Source organism: Mesorhizobium sp. 113-3-3 (assembly GCF_016756495.1).
In the GTDB taxonomy this organism is placed as follows: domain Bacteria; phylum Pseudomonadota; class Alphaproteobacteria; order Rhizobiales; family Rhizobiaceae; genus Mesorhizobium.
The window spans coordinates 4,938,081-4,961,286 of sequence record NZ_AP023243.1 but is presented as its reverse complement, the minus strand read 5'-3'; the positions used below and the strand labels follow the sequence as shown (position 1 = coordinate 4,961,286).

Genomic DNA, 23,206 nt, shown 5'->3' with positions numbered 1-23,206 from the left:
GCGCCTACGCTGCTCAGTTGGTTGCAAAGCAGTAGAACAACCCGTCGCCGCCGGTGCCTTTCAGTGCTTCCTGGCTACAGCCGCCGCGTGAGGCATGCGAGGAGTTCCACGACTTTGCCGCCGCTGAATCGTCGAGCCCGGTGCGGTCGTGATGACCCATCATCGCCACCCCTTCGGCGCCGCTCATCGTCCAGTCGCCGCAGGTCTGGTCGGCGATCCTGGTGCCGTCCGGCTTCGAACCGGTCAGCATGTCATGCCGGTTCGGCGTGTCGCCGCGGCCATTGACCACTTCGCCCTTTTCGTTCAGTGCCGTCTGCTTGGTGATGCCGTTGGCATCGCTGTGCAAGGAGGCGACATCGTCGGCGATTTTCTCGCCCTTGGCGTTGAACCAGGGGCCCTTGCCGATACGGTCGCGGGCATCCTCGGCGCTGGTCGACAGATAGGCATGCCAGGTCTTGCCGGTGGCGCCGGCTGCTTCGGCCAGCGAAGCGCAATGCGCGTCGGCGCCCTTCAGACCGCCGAGATCGGCGCCCTTGCCGGAGCCGACGCTGGTGACGAAAAAACTCATCTTGGCATCTTGCGAGACGGCTACGCCTGATGTCGCGCCAAGAGCGGCTACAAAGGCGGTGGCGGCAACGAGAAGAAGTCTGCGCATATCGATCCTCCGGTTTTTCAATATCCTACGTTCGAAGAACGTAGCCGGAGGCTGTTTTAATCCCTGGCGGAGGCCACCCGAATGCGCGGGCGGTTCCGGGAGCCGTCAAAACCAAGGCTATTCGGGCTGCCTGTAGGCGACGAAGCGGTTGTGCTTGGCCTGAAAGATCAGCCCGGTCTCCTTCAACTCCGGGCTGGCCAGCGGCACGATGCGCTTGGCGATCTCGGAAGGGTGCGGCAGCGTCTCCGGATCCTCGCCGGGCACGGCCTGGGCTCGCATGGCGGTGCGGGTGGCGCCCGGATCGGCGGCATTGACGCGCAGCGGCAGGCTTTGCGTCTCATGCGCCCAGGAGCGCATCATGGTTTCGACCGCCGCCTTCGATGCGGCGTAAGGCGCCCAGAACGCGCGTGCCGAGTGCGCCGCGTTGGAGGAGAGCAAAATGGCCCGGCCGGCATCGGAAAGCCTGAGCAGCGGGTCGACCGAGCGGATCAGCCGCCAGGTCGAGGTGACGTTGATGGTCATCACCTTCTCGAAGGTTTTGGCCTCGACATGGCCGATCGGCGAGATGACGCCGAGCACGCCGGCATTGGCGACGAGGATGTCGAGCTTGCCCCAGCGCTCATGGATGGCGCCGCCCAGCCGGTCGATGCCGGCCATGTCGGCGAGATCGAGCGGCACCAGCGTCGCCTGGCCGCCGGCCGCCTTGATCTGGTCGTCGAGTTCTTCCAGTCCGCCGACCGTGCGCGCAACCGCGATGACATGCGCACGGGCGGCGGCCAATTCCCTGGCGATGAAATAGCCGATGCCGCGCGAGGCACCGGTGACAACCGCGACGCGGCCGGTAAGGTCGAGGGTCATGCGAGAATTTCCGTAAGGTCCAGAACAATTCCAGGAAAAGTGTGAAGCGGTTTTCCGCCCGGAATTGTGTCAAAACAAAAAGTTAGAGCGGTTCGCCGTTTTCCGTGAAACGGTGAACTGCTCTAGCCTACGCCCCACTGTTCGCCAGCAGCGACAGTGTGCGCACATTGTCGTGGCCTTCGAAGTCGAGCAGGCGGGTCGGGTATTGGCCGGTGAAGCAGGCGTCGCAGAACTGCGGTTGCTCGTCGTTGCGGCTGGCCTCGCCGACGGCGCGGTAGAGGCCGTTGATGGAGAGGAAGCCGAGCGAATCGACACGGATGAATTCGGCCATCTCTTCCACCGACATGCGCGACGCCAAAAGCTTCGACTTTTCCGGCGTGTCGACGCCGTAGAAGCACGAGGCGCTGGTCGGCGGCGAGGCGATGCGCATATGCACTTCCCTGGCGCCGGCATCGCGCACCATCTGCACGATCTTCTGGCTGGTGGTGCCGCGCACGATCGAATCGTCCACCAGCACCACGCGCTTGCCCTCGATCATGCGGCGGTTGGCGTTGTGCTTCAGCTTGACGCCCATGTGGCGGATCGAATCGCCGGGCTGGATGAAGGTGCGGCCGACATAGTGGTTGCGGATGATGCCGAGCTCGAACGGAATGCCCGCCGCCTGGCTGAAGCCGATTGCCGCCGGGGTGCCGGAATCCGGCACCGGCACGACGATGTCGGCCTCGACCGGGTTCTCCTGCGCCAGCTCGGCGCCGATGCGCTTGCGCACCTCGTAGACGTTGCGGCCTTCGACCGAGGAATCCGGCCGGGCGAAATAGACATATTCGAAGATGCAGAAGCGGGTCTTCTGTGGCTCGAAGGGGAACAGGCTTTCAATGCCCTTGGAGGTGACGACCACCATCTCGCCGGGCTTCAGGTCGCGCACGAAACGCGCGCCGATAATGTCGAGCGCACAGGTCTCGGAAGCGAGGATCCAGGCGCCGTCGAGGTCGCCCAGCACCAGCGGGCGGATGCCAAGCGGATCGCGGCAGCCAATCATCTTCTTGGCCGTCATCGCCACCAGTGAGAAGGCGCCTTCGACCTGCCGCACGGCGTCGATAAAGCGTGAGTTGAGGTCGCGTTCCTTGCTGGTCGCGACCAGATGCAGGAGCGTCTCGGTGTCGGAGGTGGACGAGAAGATCGCGCCCTGCTTCTGCAGCGCGCGCTGCACCGTCATGGCGTTGGTGAGATTGCCATTGTGGGCGACCGCAAAGCCGCCATCGGCGAGTTCGGCGAAGAAGGGCTGGATGTTGCGCATGCCGGCGCCGCCGGTCGTGGCGTAGCGCGTATGGCCGATGGCGCGGTTGCCTTGCAGGCTGTCGATCACGCGCTGCTTCGTGAAAGTGTCGCCGATCAGGCCGACATGGCGTTCGACATGGAACTGGCTGCCGTCATAGGAAACGATGCCGGCCGCTTCCTGGCCGCGGTGCTGCAGTGCATGCAGGCCGAGTGTGACGATGGCCGCGGCATCCTGCCGGCCGAAAATGCCGAACACACCGCATTCGTCGTGGAAATGGTCGTCGGCCTCGGCGGAAAGCACGTCGTCTGCGTCTGCCATCTTAAGCTCCGCTAAAATCGCCATATAATGCGGGTTCGCGTCGAAAGCAACGCGCGCCGTGCAGCCTTTCACACCATCGCCTTAACCGACGCCCGTTTCGGCGTCAGTTTGCCGGTGCCGTGGGTGCCGCCGGTGCCGGCTTGGCGGTGTTGTCCGCCGGGCCGGCGTCATTGTCGTCAGGGGCCGGCGTGTTGGCGTCGTCACCTGTTGCCGGCACATCCGCCGCAGGTGCATCCGGGGCAGCCGGAGTCTCGGCGCCCGCTTTCGGGCTGAGCTTCTTGAGGATTGCGTTTTCCGTGTCGGCCGGCAGCAGGCTTTCAAGCTTGGCGCCGATCTGTTCCAGCAGTGGCCGCGACTTGGCCTCTGTCACCCAGGCCGGAGCCTTGGCGCCGGCCAGCCAGTTGAAGAACAAAAGCGCCACCGCGACGACCAGGATGCCGCGCGCGGCGCCGTAGAGGAAGCCAAGCGTGCGGTCGAGCGCGCCGATGCGCGAATCGATGATCCAGTCGGCAAGCTTCATGGTGATGACCGAGACGACGATCAGCGCGATGATGAAGACGACGCCGGCCGAGGCCGCCATGGCGACCTTCTCGTTCTCGATATAGGGCTTCAGATAGGGCAGGACCGGCTTGTAGAAGAAGAAAGCCGCCGCCGCTGCCGCCGCCCACGATACGACAGACAACACCTCGCGCGAGAAGCCGCGAACCATGGCGAGCATCGCCGAGACCAGGGTGAAGCCGACCAGGATTCCGTCAAGCAGCGTAATCGGCATGTCTTTGGCCCCACTCCGATCTCTTTTTCACGGCTCGGCGAGCCGCGTCACTCTTCTTCGTCCACGCGGCTTCGGCGTGAGCCGGCTATGCGTGCCACGAGGTCGGCAAGCTCGGTAGGCTGGAAAGCGCCGGCCCCGATCCCCCCAGCAAGTTCCTCGCTGCCCAAGGGCAGAACCGCGCTACCAAAACCCAGCTTTTCGGCTTCCTTAAGGCGTTGCTGCGCATGCGCAACCGGCCTCACAGCACCCGAAAGGCTGATTTCGCCGAAATAGACGCAATCGGCGGGAAGGGCAAGACCGGTGAGCGAGGAAACCAGTGCGGCGGCGACTGCCAGATCGGCCGCCGGCTCGCTGATACGGTAGCCGCCGGCGACGTTGAGATAGACGTCGTGCTGGCCGAAACGAACGCCGCAATGCGCCTCCAGCACCGCCAGCACCATCGATAGTCGCGCGCCGTCCCAGCCGACCACCGCCCGGCGCGGTGTGCCGAGCGAGGATTGCGCCACAAGGGCCTGGATCTCGACCAGAACGGGCCGCGTGCCTTCCATGCCGGCGAAAACCGCGGCGCCCGGCGATTTCGCATGCCGCTCGCCGAGAAACAGCTCCGACGGGTTGGAGACTTCGCGCAGCCCCTTGTCCGACATTTCGAAGACGCCGATCTCGTCGGTCGGTCCGAAGCGGTTCTTCACCGTGCGCAGGATGCGGTAATGATGGCCGCCTTCGCCCTCGAAATAGAGCACGCCGTCGACCATGTGTTCGACCACGCGCGGGCCGGCGATCTGGCCTTCCTTGGTGACATGGCCGACCAGGACGATGGCCGCACCCGTCGATTTCGCATAGCGGATCATCGCCTGGGCGGAGGCGCGGACCTGGGTGACGGTGCCCGGCGCCGAATCGGCAAGGTCGGTCCACAGCGTCTGGATGGAATCGAGAATGACCAGGTCCGGCCGCTTGCCGTCGGCGATCGTGGCAAGGATGTCCTCGACATTGGTCTCGGCCGCCAGCTCCACCGGCGTGTCGGCGACGCCGAGCCGCTGCGCCCTCAGTCTGATCTGCGCGACGGCTTCTTCGCCTGAGACATAGACGATGCGGTGACCTCGCGACGCCAGCGCGGCCGCGGCCTGGGTGAGCAGCGTCGATTTGCCGATGCCGGGATCGCCGCCGACCAGAAGTGCCGAGCCGCGTACGAAACCGCCGCCGGTGGCGCGGTCGAGCTCGCCGATGCCCGAGATGATGCGCGGCGCGTCCTCGATATCGCCCGAAAGCGTGGTCAGCACCACCGCACGGCCCTTGCGGGCATTGCGCGTGTTGGCCGGACCCGAGCCGATGCCGCCGGACGTGCCTTCCTCGACCAGCGTGTTCCACTCGCCGCAGGCATCGCATTTGCCGGCCCAGCGCTGATGCACCGACCCGCAATTCTGGCAGATGAACTGGACGCGCGATTTAGCCATGAATATGCGCCGTCCACCAATTGCAGAAAATAGGCGCCCGTAGACAGCCGCCGCCCTGGATGTTTGCTGCGATCTCGGACAACTGCCTACTCGTCAAACCTCTCGGCGATATGGTGCTCCTCGGCCAGATCGGAAAAGCGGGTGAATTCGCCGTGGAAGGCGAGCGTCACCGAGCCCGTCGGGCCGTGGCGCTGCTTGGCGACGATCACCTCGGCCTTGCCGCGCATCTCGTTCATCTCGTTTTCCCACTTGACGTATTCCTCGGTGCCAAGCTTGGGCTCGCGGTTCTTGAGGTAATATTCCTCGCGATAGACGAACATCACGACGTCGGCGTCCTGCTCGATCGAACCGGATTCACGCAAGTCGGACAGCTGCGGGCGCTTGTCTTCGCGGCTTTCGACCTGACGCGACAGCTGCGACAGCGCGATGATCGGCACCGCCAGTTCCTTGGCCAGCGCCTTCAGGCCCGTGGTGATCTCGGTGATTTCCTGGACGCGGTTCTGGGAAGACTTGGCGGATGAACCCTGCATCAGCTGGATATAGTCGATGACGATCAGGTCGAGGCCGCGCTGGCGCTTCAGACGACGCGCGCGGGCGGACAGCTGCGCGATGGAAATACCGCCGGTCTGGTCGATGAACAGTGGGATCTTCTGCATGGTCTGCGAACACGCGACCAGCTTTTCGAAGTCCATTTCGCTGATTTCGCCGCGGCGGATTTTTGACGACGAGATTTCCGTCTGCTCGGAAATGATACGGGTCGCCAGCTGTTCGGACGACATTTCGAGCGAGAAGAAGCCGACGACGCCGCCATTGGCCGCCTTGAACGATCCGTCCGCCTGCTGCGCCGGCACATAGGCCTCGGCGATGTTGAAGGCGATGTTGGTGGCGAGCGACGTCTTGCCCATGCCCGGGCGGCCGGCAAGCACGATCAGATCGGATGCCTGCAGGCCGCCCATGCGGCGATCGAGATCACGCATGCCGGTGGCGAGGCCTGACAGATGGCCGTCGCGCATATAGGCGGCGTTGGCCATGTCGACCGCGGTCTTGACCGCGTCGGTGAAGCTTTCGAAGCCGCCATCATAGCGGCCGGTTTCGGCCAGTTCGAACAGCCGGCGCTCGGCGTCCTCGATCTGCTCGGACGGCGACATGTCGACCGGCGCGTCATAGGCGATGTTGACCATGTCCTCGCCGACGGTGATCAGCGCGCGGCGCGTCGCCAGATCATAGATGGCGCGGCCATAGTCGGTGGCGTTGACGACGGTGACGGCTTCGACGGCCAGCCGTACGATATATTGGGCCACCGTCATGTCGCCGACCTTTTCGTCGGCCGGCAGGAAGGTTTTCAAGGTGATCGGCGTCGCCACCTTGCCCATGCGGATAAGCTCGGCCGCGATCTCGAAGATCCGGCGGTGCAGGGGCTCGTAGAAATGGCCAGGCTTCAGGAAGTCGGAAACGCGGTAGAAGGCATCGTTGTTGACGAGGATCGCGCCGAGCAGCGCCTGCTCGGCCTCGATATTGTTCGGTGCCTCGCGATACAGCGGTTGCTCCGCCACGCCGAATTTCCGCGCTGCCTCTGCCATGATATCCCCAAATTCAATCCCACCTTGCCGTAGCAGACCACGTTCAGGGCGGGTGAAGATTCGTCGTCCTTTCCTGCTTGTTCACAGCACAAAAAAATCGGTGGAAAGAATCCCGATTGACTCGAATCAGGCAACCGACCGTAGCGAATCTGCACCGGGAACAAAACAGGAAAATACACGTCCGCCAGGGTCGGACGAGTCTAGTCGTGGAGGGTGCAATGGCTGGCGAGTTGATTGAGGCGCGTCTGCAGGAAGCGTCGTTCCGCCGGCTGGCGGGTCAGGTCCAGTGCCCGTTGGTAAGAGGTGCGTGCGGCTTCAGTCAGGCCTAGCTTGCGCTGCATATCGGCCCGCGCCGCATGCGCCAGATGGTAGCCATCGAGGCTGCCTTGTGCCATCACGACGTCGACCGCCGCCAGACCGGACCGCGGGCCGTCGCGCATGCCAAGGGCGGCGGCTCGGTTCAGCGCCACTACCGGCGAGGGGGCGACGCGCCCCAGCACATCATAAAGCGCGACGATCTGGGTCCAGTCGGTGTCTGCGGTACTAGCCGCTTCCGCGTGGACGGAAGCGATGGCCGCCTGGAGGATGTAAGGCCCGACCTGCCGCGAAGCGAGCGCCCGACCGATGAGGCCGGTGGCGTCGGCGATCAGTCCGCCGTCCCATTGCGACCGGTCCTGATCTTCAAGCAGGACGAGGTCGCCATTCACATCGACCCGCGTCGCGCGCCTTGCCTCATGCAGCAACATCAACGCCAGCAGCCCATGTGCTTCTGGATGGTCGAGCAGATCCACCACCAGCCGGCCGAGACGGATCGCCTCGGCGCACAGATCGGCGCGCGTCAGGTTTGGTCCCTGGGTTGCCGCGTAACCCTCGTTGAAGATCAGGTAGATCACCTGCAGCGCGCTCTCGAGGCGTGCCGGCAGTTCGCCGCGGTCAGGCACCTCGTAGGGGATGGCCTCGTCGCGTATCCTTGCCTTGGCCCGCACGATGCGCTGGGCGATGGTCGGCGCCGGCGTCAGATAGGCGCGGGCGATCTCTTCGGTGGTCAAGCCGCCCACCTCGCGCAGGGTCAAGGCAATGCGTGCGTCCGGCGCCAGCGCCGGATGGCAGCAGACGAAGATGAGCCGCAGTTCATCGTCCGCTATGTCTTCAGGCGCGATCGGTTCCAAAGTCTGTTCGCTCAAAGCCAGCAGTTCCGGCAAGGAGCCGGCCAGCCGCGCTTCTCGTCGCCAGCGATCGATGGTTCGGAAGCGGCCGGCCGAGACCAGCCAGGAATAGGGATTGGCCGGCAGGCCATCGCGCGGCCAACGCTCGGCGGCGGCGGCGAAGGCCTCATGCAAGGCCTCCTCCGCCGCGTCGAACCCGCCGAGCAGGCGGATCAAGGTCGCCAGCACGCGCCGCCCCTCGGTGCGATACACCGTCTCCAGGCTGGCATGCGTGCCGGCGGCGCTCACAGCACCGGCCGGGGCTGGCTGAAGTCGACGACCGGACGGACTTCGATGTGGCCGATCGTGGCCAATGGATGTCCGCTTGCCACCCGCACGGCTTCGTTGAGGTCGCGGGCCTCGATGACGATGATCCCGCCCAGCACCTCCTTGGTCTCCATGAACGGGCCGTCGACCGCCGACATCTTGCCGTCGCGGACCTGCAAGGTCATCGCTTCTTCAGGCAGCACCAGGGCTTCGCCGGTGACGAAATGGCCGCTGGCCTTCAGCACCTCGTCATATCCGGCGCACTCGGCAAGCGCGGCATTGGCCTGCGGACTTCCGCCGAACAGTGTCTGAGGGTGATAGTAGATGAGACAGGCATAGCGCATGATGGTTTCCTGGTCTTGATTTGCGGGGTCAGGCGTCGAGGATCGGCGCGAAGCCGCCATGGACCCTTCGGCCGTTGTCGTAGGGCATGATGTCGGCATACATGCGCGGATCGGCAATCACCTTCTTCCAGCCTTCGTCACGAACCTGTTTCGACGGCCATTCGACCCAGGAATAGACCACGGCTTCCTCGTCCTGCGCTTTCACCGCCGTCCTGTAGTCGGTGACCTCGCCGTCGGAAATGTCGTCGCCCCAGGCTTCGACGATGCGGGTGGCGCCGAATTCCCGGATGACGGCGGCATGCTTCGCGGCCACGGCAAGGTAGGCGGCTTTGTTGGCGACGGGAACCGGCACCAGCGAGCCATCAATATACCCGGGGTTGGCGGAAGGGCCCTCGTCAACGATCGATGCGAAGCCGCCTATCATCATGCGCTGGCCGTCGAAGGGCATGGTCGCGACGATCTTTGCCACACGCGGATCGCTCATCATCGTTTGGTAGGCGGCGTCCGCAGCTGTCTTGTCGGGATATTCGTGCCACGAAAAGATAACGACCTCGTCCGGCGTTGCCTTCACGGCGCGCTTGAAGTCGGTGGTCTTGCCGCCGGGCACGTCGTCGCCCCAGGCTTCAACCATCCGGGTCGTGCCGAATTCCTTCAGCACCGACGCCGCCTCGGTGACATGCCTGCGATAGGCTTCCTTGCTGGCGGCGGGCACGGCGGCGACAAATCCTGCGATATAGTTCATTGTCTTTCTCCTGTTGGCGTCCCGGAAGGTCCGAGAACGCCAATGGTCGAACGGCACAGCCTGGATTCGACACCGCTCCCAGATTTTTCTTTGCTGGCGCTGTCGCAGTGCCTTTGCCGCTCTATTCGGACGCCAGCCTGTCGCCCCAGTCCAGTCGCCGGGCCAGCTTGAAGTCCGCGCCGTCGCGCTTGGTGAACAGCTGCTCCGTGGCCGTGCCGTCTTCCCGGCAAAGCTTGAGCAGAACCTTGCCCGAGCCGGATTTCGGCGGCGCGATGACCCGAGCGGCATGGGAGGCGGCCGGCTGGCGCGACGCGGCGACAAAGATGAATTTCTCATCCTCCCACGGCACCTCGGCGTCCTTGGCCAGCCGGTGCAGGCGCGAGCGGGCGACGCGACGGGAAAAGTGGCACCAGTCGGGCGCGGTGAGCGGGCAGGTCACCTCGTGCGGACAGGGCGCCAGTACATGCGCGCCGGCCGCGATCAACTGCGCACGCACCGCCAGAATGCGCTGCCAGCCCGCCGGCGTGCCCGGCTCGACAATCAGCAGCGTGTCGGTCGTCAGCTGCCACAGCCGGTCGACCATTTTGGGCAGCGATGCCGGCACGATCTCGTCCAGCACATAGGCGCAAGTAACAAGGTCCGCCGACTGAAGGTCGGCGAGATCAATAGTGACGTCGCCAGTGCGCCAGACGGCTCGGGCCGTGATGGCATCGGCGGCGAGCGTCTCGCCGACCTTGCGCACCGCGGCACTTGCCTCCAGCAAAACCGCCTGTTCGAGATCGGGCCAGAGATCGTTGGTGGCCCATAGCACCGTACCAGGACCGGCGCCGACATCGAGCAGGGTTTTCGGTGCGAATTCAGGCCGGGCCGCGCTCAGCGCGTCGAGGCTGGCGCGGACCGCGGCATAGGTCGCCGGCAGCCGAGTCGCCAGATAGGCCCTGACCGCCATGTCCTGCGCCATGTGCAGGCGGCCGTCGCGCATTTCTGCACGGTAACGGTCCGACAGTGTTTTCGCGGCCTGCTTCAGCTCCGGCAGCGAGATTCTTTCCAGGATGCGATCGACGGCTTGTCGAAGAGGGGCTGGCAGCTCCACGCTATGCTCCTCGCGGTGCGAGCAGAATGACCGAAGCGCCGGCTATGCAGAGCGCGGCACCCGCAAGGTCCCAGCGGTCGGGACGCACGCCTTCCACCAGCCACAGCCAGGCCAGCGAAGCAGCGATGTACATGCCGCCATAAGCGGCATAGGCACGGCCCGCCGCATTGGTATCGACCAGCGCCAGAAGCCAGGCGAACAAAAGCAGCGAGACCAAGCCCGGCGCCAGCCACAAGGGCGATCTTTCCAGCCGCCACCAGGCCCATACCGAAAAACAGCCGGCGATTTCGGCGAGCGCCGCGGCGGTGTAGAGGAGATAGGTCATGAAAAAGGCCTCGCGACGATCACGAGGCCTTTTTCAGGGCAGGGGCCGGGAATGGCAAGCGCCAATGGCCAACGGCGTGTCTACTCCGCCACCTTGCGGCGGCGAGCGGGCTTGACTGGCTTCTCGACGGCAGCCGCTTCGCGGCGGCCCATGTCGCGCATTTCCAAGGCCTTCTCGCATTTGGCCATATAGTCGCGGGTCATCGGCAGCGTGTCGTTCTTCTTGGCGATCTGGAACTGGAAGATGACCAGGTCCTGCCAGCGGAAAGCCGCTTCCGAAGCGGCCAGATAGAATTCCCACATGCGGCAGAAGCGCTCGTCGTAGATGGCCTTGGCCTTGTCGCGGTTGGCGGCGAAGCGCTGGCCCCAGTGCTTCAGCGTGTCGGCATAGTGAAGCCGCAGGATCTCGACATCGGTAACCACCAGGCCGGACTTCTCGATCGCCGGCAGCACCTCCGACATGGCGGGAATATAGCCGCCCGGGAAAATGTACTTGCGGATGAACGCGCTGGTCGCCCACGGCACGCCGGAGCGGCCGATCGTATGCAGCAGCATGACACCATCGGGTTTCAGCAACGTCGCCGCCTTGTCGAAGAAGGTGCGGAAGTGATTGACGCCCACATGTTCGAACATGCCGACCGAAACGATGCGGTCGAAGCGCTCGTTGAGTTCGCGGTAATCCTTGAGCTCGAAATGGACGTGGTTTTCCAGGCCTTGCGCATGCGCCCGGTCGGTGGCCACGCCATGCTGTTCGGTCGACAGCGTCACGCCCTGCACGTCGACGTCGAACGCCTTGGCGAGATAGAGGCCGAGCCCGCCCCAGCCGGAGCCGATATCGAGCACGGTCTGGCCGGCCTTCAGCCTGAGCTTGGCGGCGATGTGGCGCTTCTTGGCGGCCTGGGCCTCGTCCAGCGTCATGTCAGGCTGCTCGAAATAGGCGCAGGAATATTGCATGTCCTCGTCGAGGAAGAGCCGGTAGAGGTCGCCCGACAGATCGTAATGGCGCTGCACGTTGCGGCGCGAGCGCGAGGTGGTGTTGATCTGCTGCAGGCGGCGGAAGGCGTGGCGCAGGCCCTCGATGGCTTTCGACCAGGTCGCGTCGATGCCGCCGCTGCCCATGTTCTGGAAGGCGATGCGCATCAGTCCGAGCACGCCGCCTTCGAGAATGTCGAGCTCGCCGTCCATGTAGGATTCAGGTACCGCCAGCATCGGATCGAGGGTGATGGCGCGTTCGGCATGCCGGGTCTTGATGTGCATGTGCACCGGCTCGCCGCTGCCGTCGCCGAAGATGACTGTCGAGCCTTTTGGCCCGGTTACCTTGAGATTGCCCGTGCGCACCAGGCGGTCGAGAACGCGCTTCAGCAGAATGTTCATAACCAAATGTCCCCTCACGGTCAGACTGGCTGCCTTAATTCTGCAACAATATATGGGGGTTCGAAAAGTTCCTTTTGGCACAAAAATGCCCGGGCGAGAGGCCCGGGCATTGGTCCAGAACGGCTGGATTACGACAAAGTGATCGGAGCGCCGCTCCTTCGCTTGTCGTATGCGATCAGGCGTTGTCTTCGCCGCCTTCGAACTCGGCGTTCGGATCGAAGAAGTTTTCCGGCCGCGCATTGTCGTTGATGTCGTCGCCATAGATGGCTTCGGCGGTGGTCAGCGTCTCGCCCTTGGCCTGGCGCTCGGCTTCGTCGGCCGTGCGGGCGATGTTGAGCGTGACGGTGACCTCGACTTCCGGATGCAGCGCGATCGCCACATTGGTGAGACCAATGGTCTTGATCGGCTGGTTGAGCAGGATCTGGTTGCGGTTGACCGAAAAGCCTTCCGCCGTCAGCAGTTCGGCGATGTCGCGGGTCGACACCGAGCCGTAAAGCTGGCCGGTTTCACCGGCCGAGCGCACGGCGATGAAGCTCTTGCCGTCCAGCTTCTCGGCAACCTGGCTGGCTTCCGACTTGCGCTCGAGATTGCGGGCTTCGAGCTGGGCGCGCTGGCCTTCGAATTTCTTCTTGTTGGCTTCGTTGGCGCGCAGCGCCTTGCCCTGCGGCAGCAGGAAATTACGGGCAAAGCCGTCCTTGACCTTGACGGTATCGCCCATCTGGCCGAGGCGGGAAACGCGTTCGAGAAGAATGACTTCCATGGTTTGTTCCTTTCTTTGGGCGCAAGCGCCAAATTCACTGGAACAGGTCAGGAAGCTTGAGCGCCTTGAGCGCCGGTGTCGCTGTCCTGCCTGTCGCGGCAGTTAGAGGTTTTGGCCTCAACTCGGGATTTGATGTCTGAACCGGTCATGCCCGTCATGGCCGGTGGAAGGAACGGGCGGCGAACCGCCCGTTCGGAAGAGTTAGCGGACCACGTAGGGCAGCAGGCCGAGGAAGCGGGCGCGCTTGATCGCCTTGGCGAGCTCACGCTGCTTCTTCTGGCTGACGGCGGTGATGCGCGACGGCACGATCTTGCCGCGCTCGGAAATGTAGCGCTGCAAGAGACGCACGTCCTTGTAGTCGATCTTGGGCGCGTTGGCGCCGGAGAACGGGCAGGTCTTGCGGCGACGATGGAACGGGCGCCGGGTCGGGATCTGGTTGATGTCGACCATTATTCTGCACCCCCTTCAAAGCCTTCGCGCGGACGGCGCGGACCACGATCGCCACCGGCGTCGCCGAACGAACGCGGCGGACGATCGCCACGGTCGCCGCGATCACGGTCGCCGAACGAACGCGGGCCACGATCCCCACGGTCGCGGTCGCCGAAGCTGCCGCGCTCGGAGCGCTCTTCGCGCTTCTGCATCATGGCCGAGGGACCTTCCTCATGCGCCTCGACCTTGATGGTCAGGAAACGCAGGACATCCTCGGACAGACCCATCTGGCGCTCCATTTCGTTGAGCGCTGCCGGCGGGCAGTTGAGGTCCATGAGCGTGTAGTATGCCTTCCGGTTCTTGTTGACCCGGTAGGTGAGGGACTTCAGTCCCCAGTTCTCGACCCGGCCCACGGACCCGCCATTCGCGGAGATGACGCCCTTGTACTGTTCGACAAGCGCATCGACCTGCTGCTGCGAGAGGTCCTGCCGGGCAAGAAACACATGTTCGTAAAGAGCCATTATGTCTTCGTGCCTTTCTTCGTTTCTCTCCCGGTTCCCGGCGGCAAAAGCCTCTGCAACTTCTCTGACCCGCTGGTCCCGGTTAAAGGGGCGGGGAAGAAAGGAGCATGACGAGACGGTCGAGAGCGGAGACACGGGAGGCGGAAGCACTTCTGGCTTCACGCGAAGGCTTTGATAAAACCTCCGGCCCTCCGTTCAGCCCCCAGCTGGGACCGGCAGATTGGCGGCGTCTATACAGCAATCCGCTGATAAGGCAAGGGCAGGCCGCGTTCCCGATGTCGCAGGTCGCCAAAAATCAGGCGGCAGCACCGTCACCACATGGCGGCTTCCGGCAACCGGCCCTTAACCACAAGTTCAGGTTGTGCAGGGTTGAGGCCTCGCCGTCAACGGTCGATTCATCAAGGAAGGCGCAAAAGCCCGGGCGATCCGCGCATATCAAGCGGTAAGCATTTCCGGGGGTAAGGATGCTTCTCAACAGATTCTGGCGCTCGAAGAGCGGCAATTTCGCGCTGCTGATGGCGCTCGGTCTGCCGGCCATCCTGTCGGCCGTGGCATTCGCGGTCGACGTCTCAACCATCATGCGGGCCAAGAGCAACCTGCAGAATGCGCTCGACGCCGCAAATCTTGCCTCTTCGCACCTCGGTGACCTCGACATCACCCGCACCGACGCCTTCGACCGCTATTTCCAGGCCAACATCGCCGGGCATGGCGAACTCGCCAATGCGCAGGCGACGCTGAGTGTCGACAGGGGCGTCAACTTCATCAAGACCAAGGCGGTTGCCTCGGCGGACATCAATTTGAACTTCGCCTTCCTGTTTGGCCAGAACAGACACATTGTCGTCGACGCCTCGGCGGTCGAATCGAACAATCAGCTCGAAGTCGTGCTGGTGCTCGACAATACGGGCTCGATGGCCGGTGCCCGCATGACGGCGTTGAGGACGGCAACGAAATCCTTGCTGGACACGCTCGAGGCGACGAAATCGCCGACGCGCCAGGTGCGCGCCTCGCTGGTACCCTTCGTCACGGCGGTCAACGTCAATGGCGAGGGGTTCGACCCGTCCTGGATCGACTTGCACGGCAAGTCCTCCACCAACGGCATCAATTTCCCCGTCGTCAAGGGCAAACGGCCCAACCACATGGCTCTGTTCAAGCAGCTCGGCCTGAAAGGCGGATGGAAAGACACCGGTTGGAAAGGCTGTGTCGAGGCGCGGCCCGGCACCTACAACATTTCAGACACGCCCCCCGATCCGTCGAAGCCCGACACGCTGTTCGTGCCCTATTTCGCCCCTGACGATCCGGAGCCGGCCGCCAAGCCTTCCGGCTCCTACGGCAATTCGGCCACCGGCTACAACAATTCCTATCTCGACGACACAATAGACGACGAGAAGCTCAAAGAGCCGGGCGTCAATGTGCTCGATATCGACCTGAGCGATCTAACTTCCGCCGTGGTCAACGCACTGACGCGCGGAGATTTGGAAAAGGTCGCCAAATATGTCGCGTCGACCAAAAAGATCGTCACCGAGACAAGCGGCGCCCTCACCGTTGGCCCCAACCGCGCCTGTCCCACTCCTGTCGTTCCGCTGACCGACGATTTCGACAAGTTGCGCAAGGCGGCGAGCCAGATGACGGAATGGAACGGCTCCGGCACCAACGTTTCGGAGGGCCTGTCGTGGGGCATGCGGGTGCTGTCGCCGGGCGCGCCCTATACCGACGGTGCGCCGTTCAAGACGGCAGGCGTCAGCAAGATCGTCATGCTGCTCACCGACGGCGAGAACGTGGTCTACGGGGCCAGCAATCAGCCGACCAAGTCCGACTATACATCCTATGGATATCTGGCCGATGGTCGCTTCGGGTCGGACAACCAGACGGCGGCGGCCCGCAATGTCGACGGCTGGACCAAGAGCGTGTGCACGCAGTTGAAGAACCAGGGCGTGCAGATCTACACCATGGTGCTGCAGTCCGACACCGCCGCCAATCGCACACTGTACAGTGCCTGCGCCTCGGACCCGAGCGGCTACTATGCGGTCAACGATCCGGCCAAGCTGCCGGATGTTTTCCAGCAGATCGCCAACAAGTTCTCGAGGCTGCAGCTGACCAACTAAGCTGCCTCTCACACGCACCTCCAAAGGATCGGACCCCCTCAGCTCGTGTGGGCGACGACCTTGTCGACCGTCTCGGGGAAGAAGTCGGGCGCCGCGTGGCGCTTGCCGAACATCATGTCGTACTGGATGAGCCGGAAATCGCGGATCGCCGGGTCGATCTCTTTCTGCCGCGACCAGTCGGGCGTGGCCTCGCCGGCCGGGGTCAGAAGCAGGTTGCGGTCGACCACGCGGTAGCGCTCCCGCATCTCGCCCAGGAAGCCCGTATAGTAGGGATGAGTGATGCCGGCGGCAGTCAGGATATGATAGGGCAGGAACGCCGGGCTCACCGTGCCGAGATCAGCGACCGGACCGGAACGGTTCGACCAGATGATCAGTGGCGTTTCGTGATGGTCGAGGGCGGCCTGCGGTGTCGGCTCCTTGCGCGGCGCGACATTGTCCTTCAGGAAGCCGGTCTCGACATAGACCGGCCCAAGCGGCGGCAAATGGTCGCCGAAGAAGGCGACGATCGTCGGCCGCTCCCGCTTCTTGGCCCATTCGATCAGCCGTTCAAGGCCGCGGTCCGCGTCGGCTGAACCTTCCGCATAGCTCAACAGCGAGTCGCGCGCCCACTGGCTGATCGGCGCCTGCACCGCGTGGGTCGGGTTGTAATAGCGGTTTGGCTCATAGGGGCCATGGTTCTGCAGGCTGACCGCGAAGAAGAACACCGGGTCGTCGCTGGCGTCGGCTTCGCGGATGATCTCGTCCGTCATCGCCGCATCCGATGCCAGCGGTCCGCGCTTTTCCATGGGCGGCAGCGTCTCTTCCGACCTGAAATCGTTGAAGCCGAAATCGGCGTAGACCGCGCCGCGGTTCCAGAACCAGTTGGTGCCGGGATGGATGGCGCGCGCCCTGTAGCCCTCGCTCTTCAGGAAGGTCGCCATGGAAGGCGTCGGCGTGCGCACATATTGCTGGTAGGGGATGCTGCCAGCCGGCAGGAAAGCGTTGGAAAAGCCGGTCAGCGCCTCGAATTCGATGTTGGCGGTCATGCCGCCGAATTCAGGCGAGAACATCGAACCGGAACGCAATGCCCGCACGGTGGGAATGGGATCCGGCGTGATGGTGACGCCGGGCAGCCTGTTCGGATCCCAGAAGGATTCGCTCATGACGATAATGATGTCGGGCTTTTCATCGGGCACCGATGCCGTCATCTGCGGCCGCTCGATCGCCGCGATCGCCTTGTCCGTATAGCCAGGCGGTGCCGAGACATGCGCCATTGGCACGTTGAGCGCGAAGGCGAGCGCAAAGCCGTTGGAGGCGTAGTTTTCCTTCTGGTCCCACATGATCGGGATGATCTGCAGCCGGTCCCTGGTCCAGGAGAAGGTGGCATAGTCCATGATCGAGACGAAGAAGGCGAGCAGCGGCACCGCCAGCGTCAGCCGCGCAAGGCGGCCCTTGTGGCTGAGCGCTGGAACCTTGCGGCGCCAGAGCCGCCAGCCATAGACGAGCAGCGACAGCCCGGCGACGATGCCGGCGACCATGGCGAGCGCGGTCATCGGTCGGTCGCGCACCAGAAGCGGCAGCAGGGCGACGATCTGGCGGGCGTAGAGAAAGTCAGTCGGGTAGAGCGGATCGCCGAGATAATGCGATTTCTGATGGCCGACAAAGGCCAGCGACAGCGTCAATGGCGCGACGATCATCAGGCTCTGATGACTGCGGCCGAGCACAGCGTCGAGGCCAATCAGGATCAGCGCGAAGACGACGATGGTGGTCCAGCCCGGCTTGAGCGGCTGAAGGAAGAAGGAGACCGTGCCGGCAAAGTCGCCGCGCACGATCAGTTCGATGGCGAACACCAGGATGGTCGAGATCGCAAGGCTGATCAGCCCGTAACGGACGACCGGCCATGCCCGGCCCGGCAGATAGCCGGTGGACGGATCATCTTCCAGAAATTGAGGCGCGGCTTTACCCGCGCGTTTCGAACTCTTTGCCACTTTAACTTCCCACCCAGCGACAACCCAAGTCACGCGATTGTCATATAATTGTCACGCAAAGCTAGCGCCTGTAGCGGAAATAAGAAGAGCCAGCGAACGATTCGTGAGCGGTTTTCATCAGGAGTGATCGCCAAAAAGCCTTTTGGAACAGGCACTCGGCGCACGGTTCGGAGCCGGGGTAGGGTTGACCCGGGCTTGACTTGGCGGCCTGCCTTGCGCCACAGGCAGGGAAAATTCGTGTTATCAGGCAAGTAAAACCAGTCTTCGGGAGCCCTCGCATGGCCGTCGCATTCACCTTTCCGGGACAAGGCAGCCAGGCTGTCGGCATGGGCAAGGATCTCGCCGACGCCTTTCCCGAGGCGCGCAGGGTCTTCCAGGAAGTCGACGACGCGCTCGGCGAAAACCTGTCGAAGCTGATCTGGGAAGGTCCCGAAGAGACCTTGACGCTGACGGCCAACGCGCAGCCGGCGCTGATGGCGGTTTCGCTGGCGGCGATCAGGGCGCTGGAATCGCGCGGTTTCTCGCTGAAGGACAAGGTCGCCTATGTCGCCGGCCATTCGCTGGGCGAATATTCGGCCCTTGCCGCAGCCGGTTTTGTGTCCGTCGCCGATGCCGCGCGGCTGCTGCGCATCCGCGGCAACGCCATGCAGGCGGCGGTGCCGGCCGGCGAGGGCGCCATGGCGGCCATCATCGGGCTGGAGCAGGCGGATGTCGAAGCCGCTTGCGCCGAGGCCGCGCAAGGGTCCGGCAAGGTCTGCCAGATCGCCAACGACAATGGCGGCGGCCAGCTGGTCATATCCGGCGCCAAGGCGGCGGTCGAGCTGGCTGCCAAATTGTGCACCGAAAAGGGCGCCAAGCGGGCGCTGATGCTGCAGGTCTCGGCGCCCTTCCATTCGGCGCTGATGGCACCGGCGGCCAATGTCATGCGCGAGGCGCTCGCCGGTGTGACGAAGCATGCGCCGGTGGTGCCGGTGGTGTCCAACGTCACGGTGACCCCGACCAGCGATCCCGACGAGATCGCCCGGCGCCTGGTCGAGCAGATCACCGGCCGCGTGCGCTGGCGCGAAACGGTGGAATGGTTCGGCGCCAACGGCGTTGCGACACTTTACGAGATCGGCGCCGGCAAGGTGCTGTCCGGCCTTGCACGGCGCATCAACCGCGACATTGCGACGGCAGCCGTCGGCGCACCGGCCGATGTCGAGGCCGCACTGGCCGCTCTTGCATAATCCACTGGCGATTTGACCCCACCCGTGTGAAGGGTGTTTTCTCAGATCAGGAGACGAAAATGTTCGAACTGACCGGCCGCAAGGCGCTCGTCACCGGCGCATCCGGAGGCATCGGCGAGGCGATCGCCCGCGTGCTGCATGCGCAAGGCGCCATTGTCGGCCTGCACGGCACCCGCATCGAGAAACTGGAAACCTTGGCGGGCGAACTCGGCGACCGGGTCAAGCTGTTCCCGGCCAATCTGTCGAACCGCGACGAGGTCAAGGCGCTTGGCCAGAAGGCGGAGGCCGAGCTCGAAGGCGTCGACATCCTGGTCAACAATGCCGGCATCACCAAGGACGGCCTGTTCGTGCGCATGTCGGACGCCGATTGGGACTCCGTCCTCGAGGTCAATCTGACCGCTGTTTTCCGGCTGACGCGCGAACTCACCCATCCGATGATGCGCCGCCGCCATGGCCGCATCATCAACATCACCTCGGTGGTTGGCGTGACCGGCAATCCCGGCCAGACCAATTACTGCGCCTCCAAGGCCGGCATGATCGGCTTCTCCAAATCGCTGGCGCAGGAGATCGCCACCCGCAACATCACCGTCAACTGCGTTGCTCCGGGCTTCATCGAATCGGCCATGACCGACAAGCTCAACGACAAGCAGAAGGAGGCGATCATGGCGGCGATTCCGACGCGCCGCATGGGCACGAGTGCCGAAGTGGCGTCCGCCGTTGTTTACCTCGCCTCCAACGAAGCCGCCTACGTCACCGGCCAGACCATCCACGTCAATGGCGGCATGGCCATGATTTGACGGATATGGCGGGCCTGTGAAAAGAGACCATTTCACCTTGGACCTCGGCCATTTTTCGTGTAATGCGGCCCGCAACCCGGCGGTTCGGGCAAAAACCGGTTCGTGGCCGTTGCGTTTCCGGCAGGACCATCTTTCAGCTTGATTAGCGGCATTCTGCCCGCTAACGAAGACAGACAAACAAAAGACGAGGATGCCCAAATGAGTGACACCGCAGAGCGCGTCAAGAAGATCGTCATCGAGCACCTTGGCGTCGATGCCGACAAAGTGACGGAGCAGGCGAGCTTCATCGATGATCTGGGCGCTGACAGCCTCGACACGGTCGAACTCGTCATGGCGTTCGAAGAAGAGTTCGGCGTGGAAATTCCCGACGACGCGGCCGAGACCATCCTGACCGTCGGCGACGCGGTGAAGTACATCGACAAGGCTTCGGCCTGACGCTTTCCGCAGTCATCACTGGGGAGGACCTGCGATGAGGCGTGTCGTCGTCACGGGCCTTGGGTTGTTGTCGCCATTCGGCATGGGCTTCGAGCACAGCTGGAAGGAACTTCTGACCGGCCGCAGCGCGGCCAGACGCATTACCGAGTTCGAGGTGGAGGATCTTGCCTGCAAGATCGCCCACGTCGTCCCGCGTGGTGACGGCAGCAATGCCACCTTCAATCCCGAGGCCGTGCTCGAGCCTAAGGAATTGCGCAAGATCGGCGACTTCATCCTGTACGGGATTGCGGCCGCCGACGAGGCGCTGAAGGATTCCGGCTGGGAGCCCAAGACCCACGAAGAACAATGCGCCACAGGCGTGCTCATCGGTTCCGGCATTGGCGGCATCGAGGGCATCGCCGAGAACGCGATGATCCTCAAGGAACGCGGCCCGCGCCGCATCAGCCCCTTCTTCATCCCCGGCCAGATCATCAATCTCGTCTCCGGCCAGGTTTCGATCCGGCACGGGCTGAAAGGCCCGAACCATGCCGTCGTGACGGCCTGCTCGACCGGCGCGCACGCCATTGGCGATGCGGCCCGGCTGATCATGTGGGGCGACGCCGACGTCATGGTCGCCGGTGGCGCCGAGGCGCCGGTGACAAGGCTGTCGATCGCCGGCTTCGCCGCCTGCCGAGCGCTGTCGACCGAGCGCAATGACACGCCGCAGACGGCGTCGCGTCCCTATGACCGTGACCGCGACGGCTTCGTCATGGGCGAGGGCGCCGGTGTCGTGGTGCTGGAAGAACTCGAGCACGCCAAGGCGCGTGGCGCCAAGATTTATGCCGAGGTGACCGGCTACGGCCTCACCGGCGACGCCTATCACATCACCGCGCCGGCTGAAGACGGCGATGGCGCTTTCCGTTGCATGACCGCGGCGTTGAACCGGGCCAGGCTCACGCCCGCCGATGTCGACTACATCAACGCGCATGGCACTTCGACCATGGCCGACACGATCGAGCTCGGCGCTGTCGAGCGGCTTGTCGGCAATGCCGCGTCGAAGATTTCGATGTCGTCGACCAAGTCGTCGATCGGCCATCTTCTGGGCGCGGCGGGTGCCGCCGAAGCGATCTTTTCGATCCTCGCGATCAGGGACAACGTCGCGCCGGCGACCATCAACCTCGACAATCCAGAGCGCGAGACCGCGATCGACCTGGTGCCGAACAAGCCTCGCTCCCGCCAGATCGACGTGGCGCTCTCCAATTCCTTCGGCTTCGGCGGCACAAACGCTTCGCTTGTGTTCCAACGCTACAATGGCTGATCGCCCGGCTGCCGGGCGATGCTTCGGCATGCCGTCAATTTTGCCATATTCGCCCCTACTCTGCCGCAGGGGATTCGTTGAGAGATCAAACGGTAGGGCGAGATGAACACAAATCCGGCGGGCAACGGAGAATTCGGGCAACGGCCGGCGAACAATACCGGACCGATCGTGCCGAAGACGGCCAGCGAGGCCTTGCGGCCGGAAGCCGGAACGCCGCCGCCGAAGCGCTCGCGCGCTTCGCGCAGCCAGGTCGTCGTGTTCATGAACTTCGTCATCTCGCTGGTGATGCTGATGGTTCTGGCCGCGGGCGCGGCGCTTTACTTCGGCAAGCAGGAGTTCACCGAACCCGGTCCCTCGGCCAATGGCGACACCTTCCTGGTCAAGCCGAACACAGGCGTCCAGGACATCGCCGACCAGCTTGAGCGCCGTGGACTGATCAGCGACGCCCGCGTCTTCCGCCTTGGCGTGCGTGCCTTCGGCAATGATTCCGCGCTCAAGGCCGGCGAATACGAGATCAAGCCCAGGGCCTCCATGCGCGATATCATGGAGCTTTTGAAAAGCGGCAAGTCGGTGATGTACTCGCTGACCATTCCGGAAGGGCTGACGGTCGAGCAGGCCTTGCAGCGCATCGCCGACGAACCCGCCTTGAGCGGCGACATGCCGGCGACAACGCCTCCCGAGGGCAGCCTCGCCACCGACACGCTGCGCTTCACGCGTGGCGCGACGCGCCAGCAGATGATCGACAAGCTGGTGGCCGACCAGAAGAAACTGGTCGACGAGGTCTGGCAGCGGCGCGCGCCGGACCTGCCTCTGGCCAATATCGAGGACTTCGTCACCCTGGCTTCGATCGTCGAGAAGGAAACCGGCAGGGGCGATGAACGTTCGCGCGTCGCCGCCGTCTTCATCAACCGGTTGGCCAAGGGCATGCGCCTGCAATCCGACCCGACCATCATCTATGGCCTGTTCGGCGGCAAGGGAAAGCCCGCGGACCGACCGATCTACCAGTCGGACATCCAGAAGCAGACGCCTTACAATACGTATGTGATCAGCGGCCTGCCGCCGACGCCCATCGCCAATCCGGGCCGCGCGGCACTTGAGGCCGTGGCCAATCCATCGAAGACCGACGACCTCTATTTCGTCGCCGACGGTACAGGCGGTCACGTCTTTGCCGCGACGCTCGACGAGCACAACGAGAACGTTGCCCGTTATCGTGCGTTGCAGAAGAAGCAGGCCGATGACGCGGCCAAGGCCGCCGCTGCCGCTGGTACAAACGGCAATGCCGACAAGCCTGCTACCGACAAACCAGCCGCCGACAAGCCTGCCGACGGCAACAACAGCACCGGTGGCGACAATGGTGACGCCGGCGGCGATGCGGGCGATGCCCAGTAAGACGAAGAAAGGCGTTGCCCG

22 protein-coding genes are annotated in these 23,206 nt (G+C 63.9%); 6 read left to right on the top strand and 16 right to left on the bottom strand.

Going from position 1 to position 23,206, the window contains the following annotated elements:
• Window positions 1-13 precede the first annotated feature (13 nt).
• The 15 genes from JG746_RS24475 to rpsF all read right to left on the bottom strand — a co-directional run bounded on the left by JG746_RS24475 (window position 14) and on the right by rpsF (window position 13,972).
• Complete coding sequence (locus JG746_RS24475) at window positions 14-655, bottom strand: hypothetical protein (protein WP_202355061.1); 642 nt, start codon at window positions 653-655, stop codon at window positions 14-16.
• A gap of 117 nt (window positions 656-772) precedes the next feature.
• Window positions 773-1,513 (bottom strand): SDR family NAD(P)-dependent oxidoreductase, encoded by a 741-nt coding sequence (locus JG746_RS24470; protein ID WP_202355060.1) that lies wholly within the window; start codon window positions 1,511-1,513, stop codon window positions 773-775.
• 127 nt (window positions 1,514-1,640) lie between these two features.
• Complete coding sequence (purF, locus tag JG746_RS24465; protein ID WP_019857255.1) at window positions 1,641-3,110, bottom strand: amidophosphoribosyltransferase; 1,470 nt, start codon at window positions 3,108-3,110, stop codon at window positions 1,641-1,643.
• Between the two features lie 103 nt (window positions 3,111-3,213).
• Window positions 3,214-3,882 carry a CvpA family protein gene (locus JG746_RS24460; RefSeq protein WP_202355059.1) on the bottom strand — a complete coding sequence of 223 codons (669 nt, stop codon included), beginning with the start codon at window positions 3,880-3,882 and terminating at the stop codon, window positions 3,214-3,216.
• Between the two features lie 47 nt (window positions 3,883-3,929).
• Entirely contained in the window at window positions 3,930-5,333 is a 1,404-nt protein-coding gene (gene radA / locus JG746_RS24455; protein ID WP_202355058.1) for a DNA repair protein RadA, read from the bottom strand.
• A gap of 86 nt (window positions 5,334-5,419) precedes the next feature.
• Window positions 5,420-6,913 carry a replicative DNA helicase gene (locus tag JG746_RS24450; protein ID WP_202355057.1) on the bottom strand — a complete coding sequence of 498 codons (1,494 nt, stop codon included), beginning with the start codon at window positions 6,911-6,913 and terminating at the stop codon, window positions 5,420-5,422.
• Window positions 6,914-7,113: 200 nt separating this feature from the next.
• On the bottom strand, window positions 7,114-8,367 hold the full coding sequence (locus tag JG746_RS24445; protein ID WP_202355056.1) for an RNA polymerase sigma factor: 1,254 nt from the start codon (window positions 8,365-8,367) through the stop codon (window positions 7,114-7,116).
• Window positions 8,364-8,729, bottom strand: coding sequence for a YciI family protein (locus JG746_RS24440; protein ID WP_202355055.1), 366 nt, complete (start codon window positions 8,727-8,729; stop codon window positions 8,364-8,366). Before JG746_RS24440 ends, JG746_RS24445 begins: the two co-directional genes overlap by 4 nt.
• A gap of 28 nt (window positions 8,730-8,757) precedes the next feature.
• Entirely contained in the window at window positions 8,758-9,471 is a 714-nt protein-coding gene (locus JG746_RS24435; RefSeq protein ID WP_202355054.1) for a DUF1428 domain-containing protein, read from the bottom strand.
• Between the two features lie 121 nt (window positions 9,472-9,592).
• On the bottom strand, window positions 9,593-10,564 hold the full coding sequence (locus JG746_RS24430; RefSeq protein WP_202355053.1) for a small ribosomal subunit Rsm22 family protein: 972 nt from the start codon (window positions 10,562-10,564) through the stop codon (window positions 9,593-9,595).
• Between the two features lies 1 nt (window position 10,565).
• On the bottom strand, window positions 10,566-10,889 hold the full coding sequence (locus tag JG746_RS24425; protein WP_202355052.1) for a YnfA family protein: 324 nt from the start codon (window positions 10,887-10,889) through the stop codon (window positions 10,566-10,568).
• 80 nt (window positions 10,890-10,969) lie between these two features.
• Complete coding sequence (locus JG746_RS24420; RefSeq protein ID WP_202355051.1) at window positions 10,970-12,262, bottom strand: SAM-dependent methyltransferase; 1,293 nt, start codon at window positions 12,260-12,262, stop codon at window positions 10,970-10,972.
• Between the two features lie 175 nt (window positions 12,263-12,437).
• The gene (gene rplI / locus JG746_RS24415) at window positions 12,438-13,022 is read right to left on the bottom strand and encodes a 50S ribosomal protein L9 (protein WP_202355050.1); all 585 of its coding nucleotides are present in this window, start codon (window positions 13,020-13,022) and stop codon (window positions 12,438-12,440) included.
• Window positions 13,023-13,223: 201 nt separating this feature from the next.
• Window positions 13,224-13,472, bottom strand: coding sequence for a 30S ribosomal protein S18 (gene rpsR, locus JG746_RS24410; RefSeq protein WP_006203718.1), 249 nt, complete (start codon window positions 13,470-13,472; stop codon window positions 13,224-13,226).
• On the bottom strand, window positions 13,472-13,972 hold the full coding sequence (gene rpsF / locus JG746_RS24405; RefSeq protein ID WP_010915168.1) for a 30S ribosomal protein S6: 501 nt from the start codon (window positions 13,970-13,972) through the stop codon (window positions 13,472-13,474). The genes rpsR and rpsF overlap by 1 nt, the downstream gene beginning before the upstream one ends.
• Window positions 13,973-14,436: 464 nt before the next feature.
• Here rpsF and JG746_RS24400 point away from each other — a divergent pair, with 464 nt between their 5' ends.
• Complete coding sequence (locus JG746_RS24400; RefSeq protein ID WP_202355049.1) at window positions 14,437-16,074, top strand: pilus assembly protein; 1,638 nt, start codon at window positions 14,437-14,439, stop codon at window positions 16,072-16,074.
• Between the two features lie 38 nt (window positions 16,075-16,112).
• Here JG746_RS24400 and JG746_RS24395 read toward each other — a convergent pair whose 3' ends face one another.
• Window positions 16,113-18,041: an LTA synthase family protein gene (locus JG746_RS24395; protein WP_446721069.1), complete on the bottom strand. Its 1,929-nt coding sequence runs from the start codon at window positions 18,039-18,041 to the stop codon at window positions 16,113-16,115.
• A 278-nt stretch (window positions 18,042-18,319) separates the two neighbouring features.
• On the opposite strand from JG746_RS24395, the gene fabD reads away from it, so the two are divergent.
• From fabD to mltG, 5 genes are all read left to right on the top strand, one after another.
• A complete protein-coding gene (gene fabD, locus JG746_RS24390; protein WP_202355047.1) occupies window positions 18,320-19,267 on the top strand; it encodes an ACP S-malonyltransferase in 948 nt (315 codons plus the stop codon).
• A 59-nt stretch (window positions 19,268-19,326) separates the two neighbouring features.
• Window positions 19,327-20,064 carry a 3-oxoacyl-[acyl-carrier-protein] reductase gene (gene fabG, locus JG746_RS24385; RefSeq protein WP_202355046.1) on the top strand — a complete coding sequence of 246 codons (738 nt, stop codon included), beginning with the start codon at window positions 19,327-19,329 and terminating at the stop codon, window positions 20,062-20,064.
• Between the two features lie 198 nt (window positions 20,065-20,262).
• The gene (locus JG746_RS24380; protein ID WP_006203723.1) at window positions 20,263-20,499 is read left to right on the top strand and encodes an acyl carrier protein; all 237 of its coding nucleotides are present in this window, start codon (window positions 20,263-20,265) and stop codon (window positions 20,497-20,499) included.
• 34 nt (window positions 20,500-20,533) lie between these two features.
• On the top strand, window positions 20,534-21,796 hold the full coding sequence (gene fabF, locus JG746_RS24375) for a beta-ketoacyl-ACP synthase II (RefSeq protein WP_202355045.1): 1,263 nt from the start codon (window positions 20,534-20,536) through the stop codon (window positions 21,794-21,796).
• 102 nt (window positions 21,797-21,898) lie between these two features.
• A complete protein-coding gene (mltG, locus tag JG746_RS24370; RefSeq protein WP_202355044.1) occupies window positions 21,899-23,185 on the top strand; it encodes an endolytic transglycosylase MltG in 1,287 nt (428 codons plus the stop codon).
• Window positions 23,186-23,206: the final 21 nt, after the last annotated feature.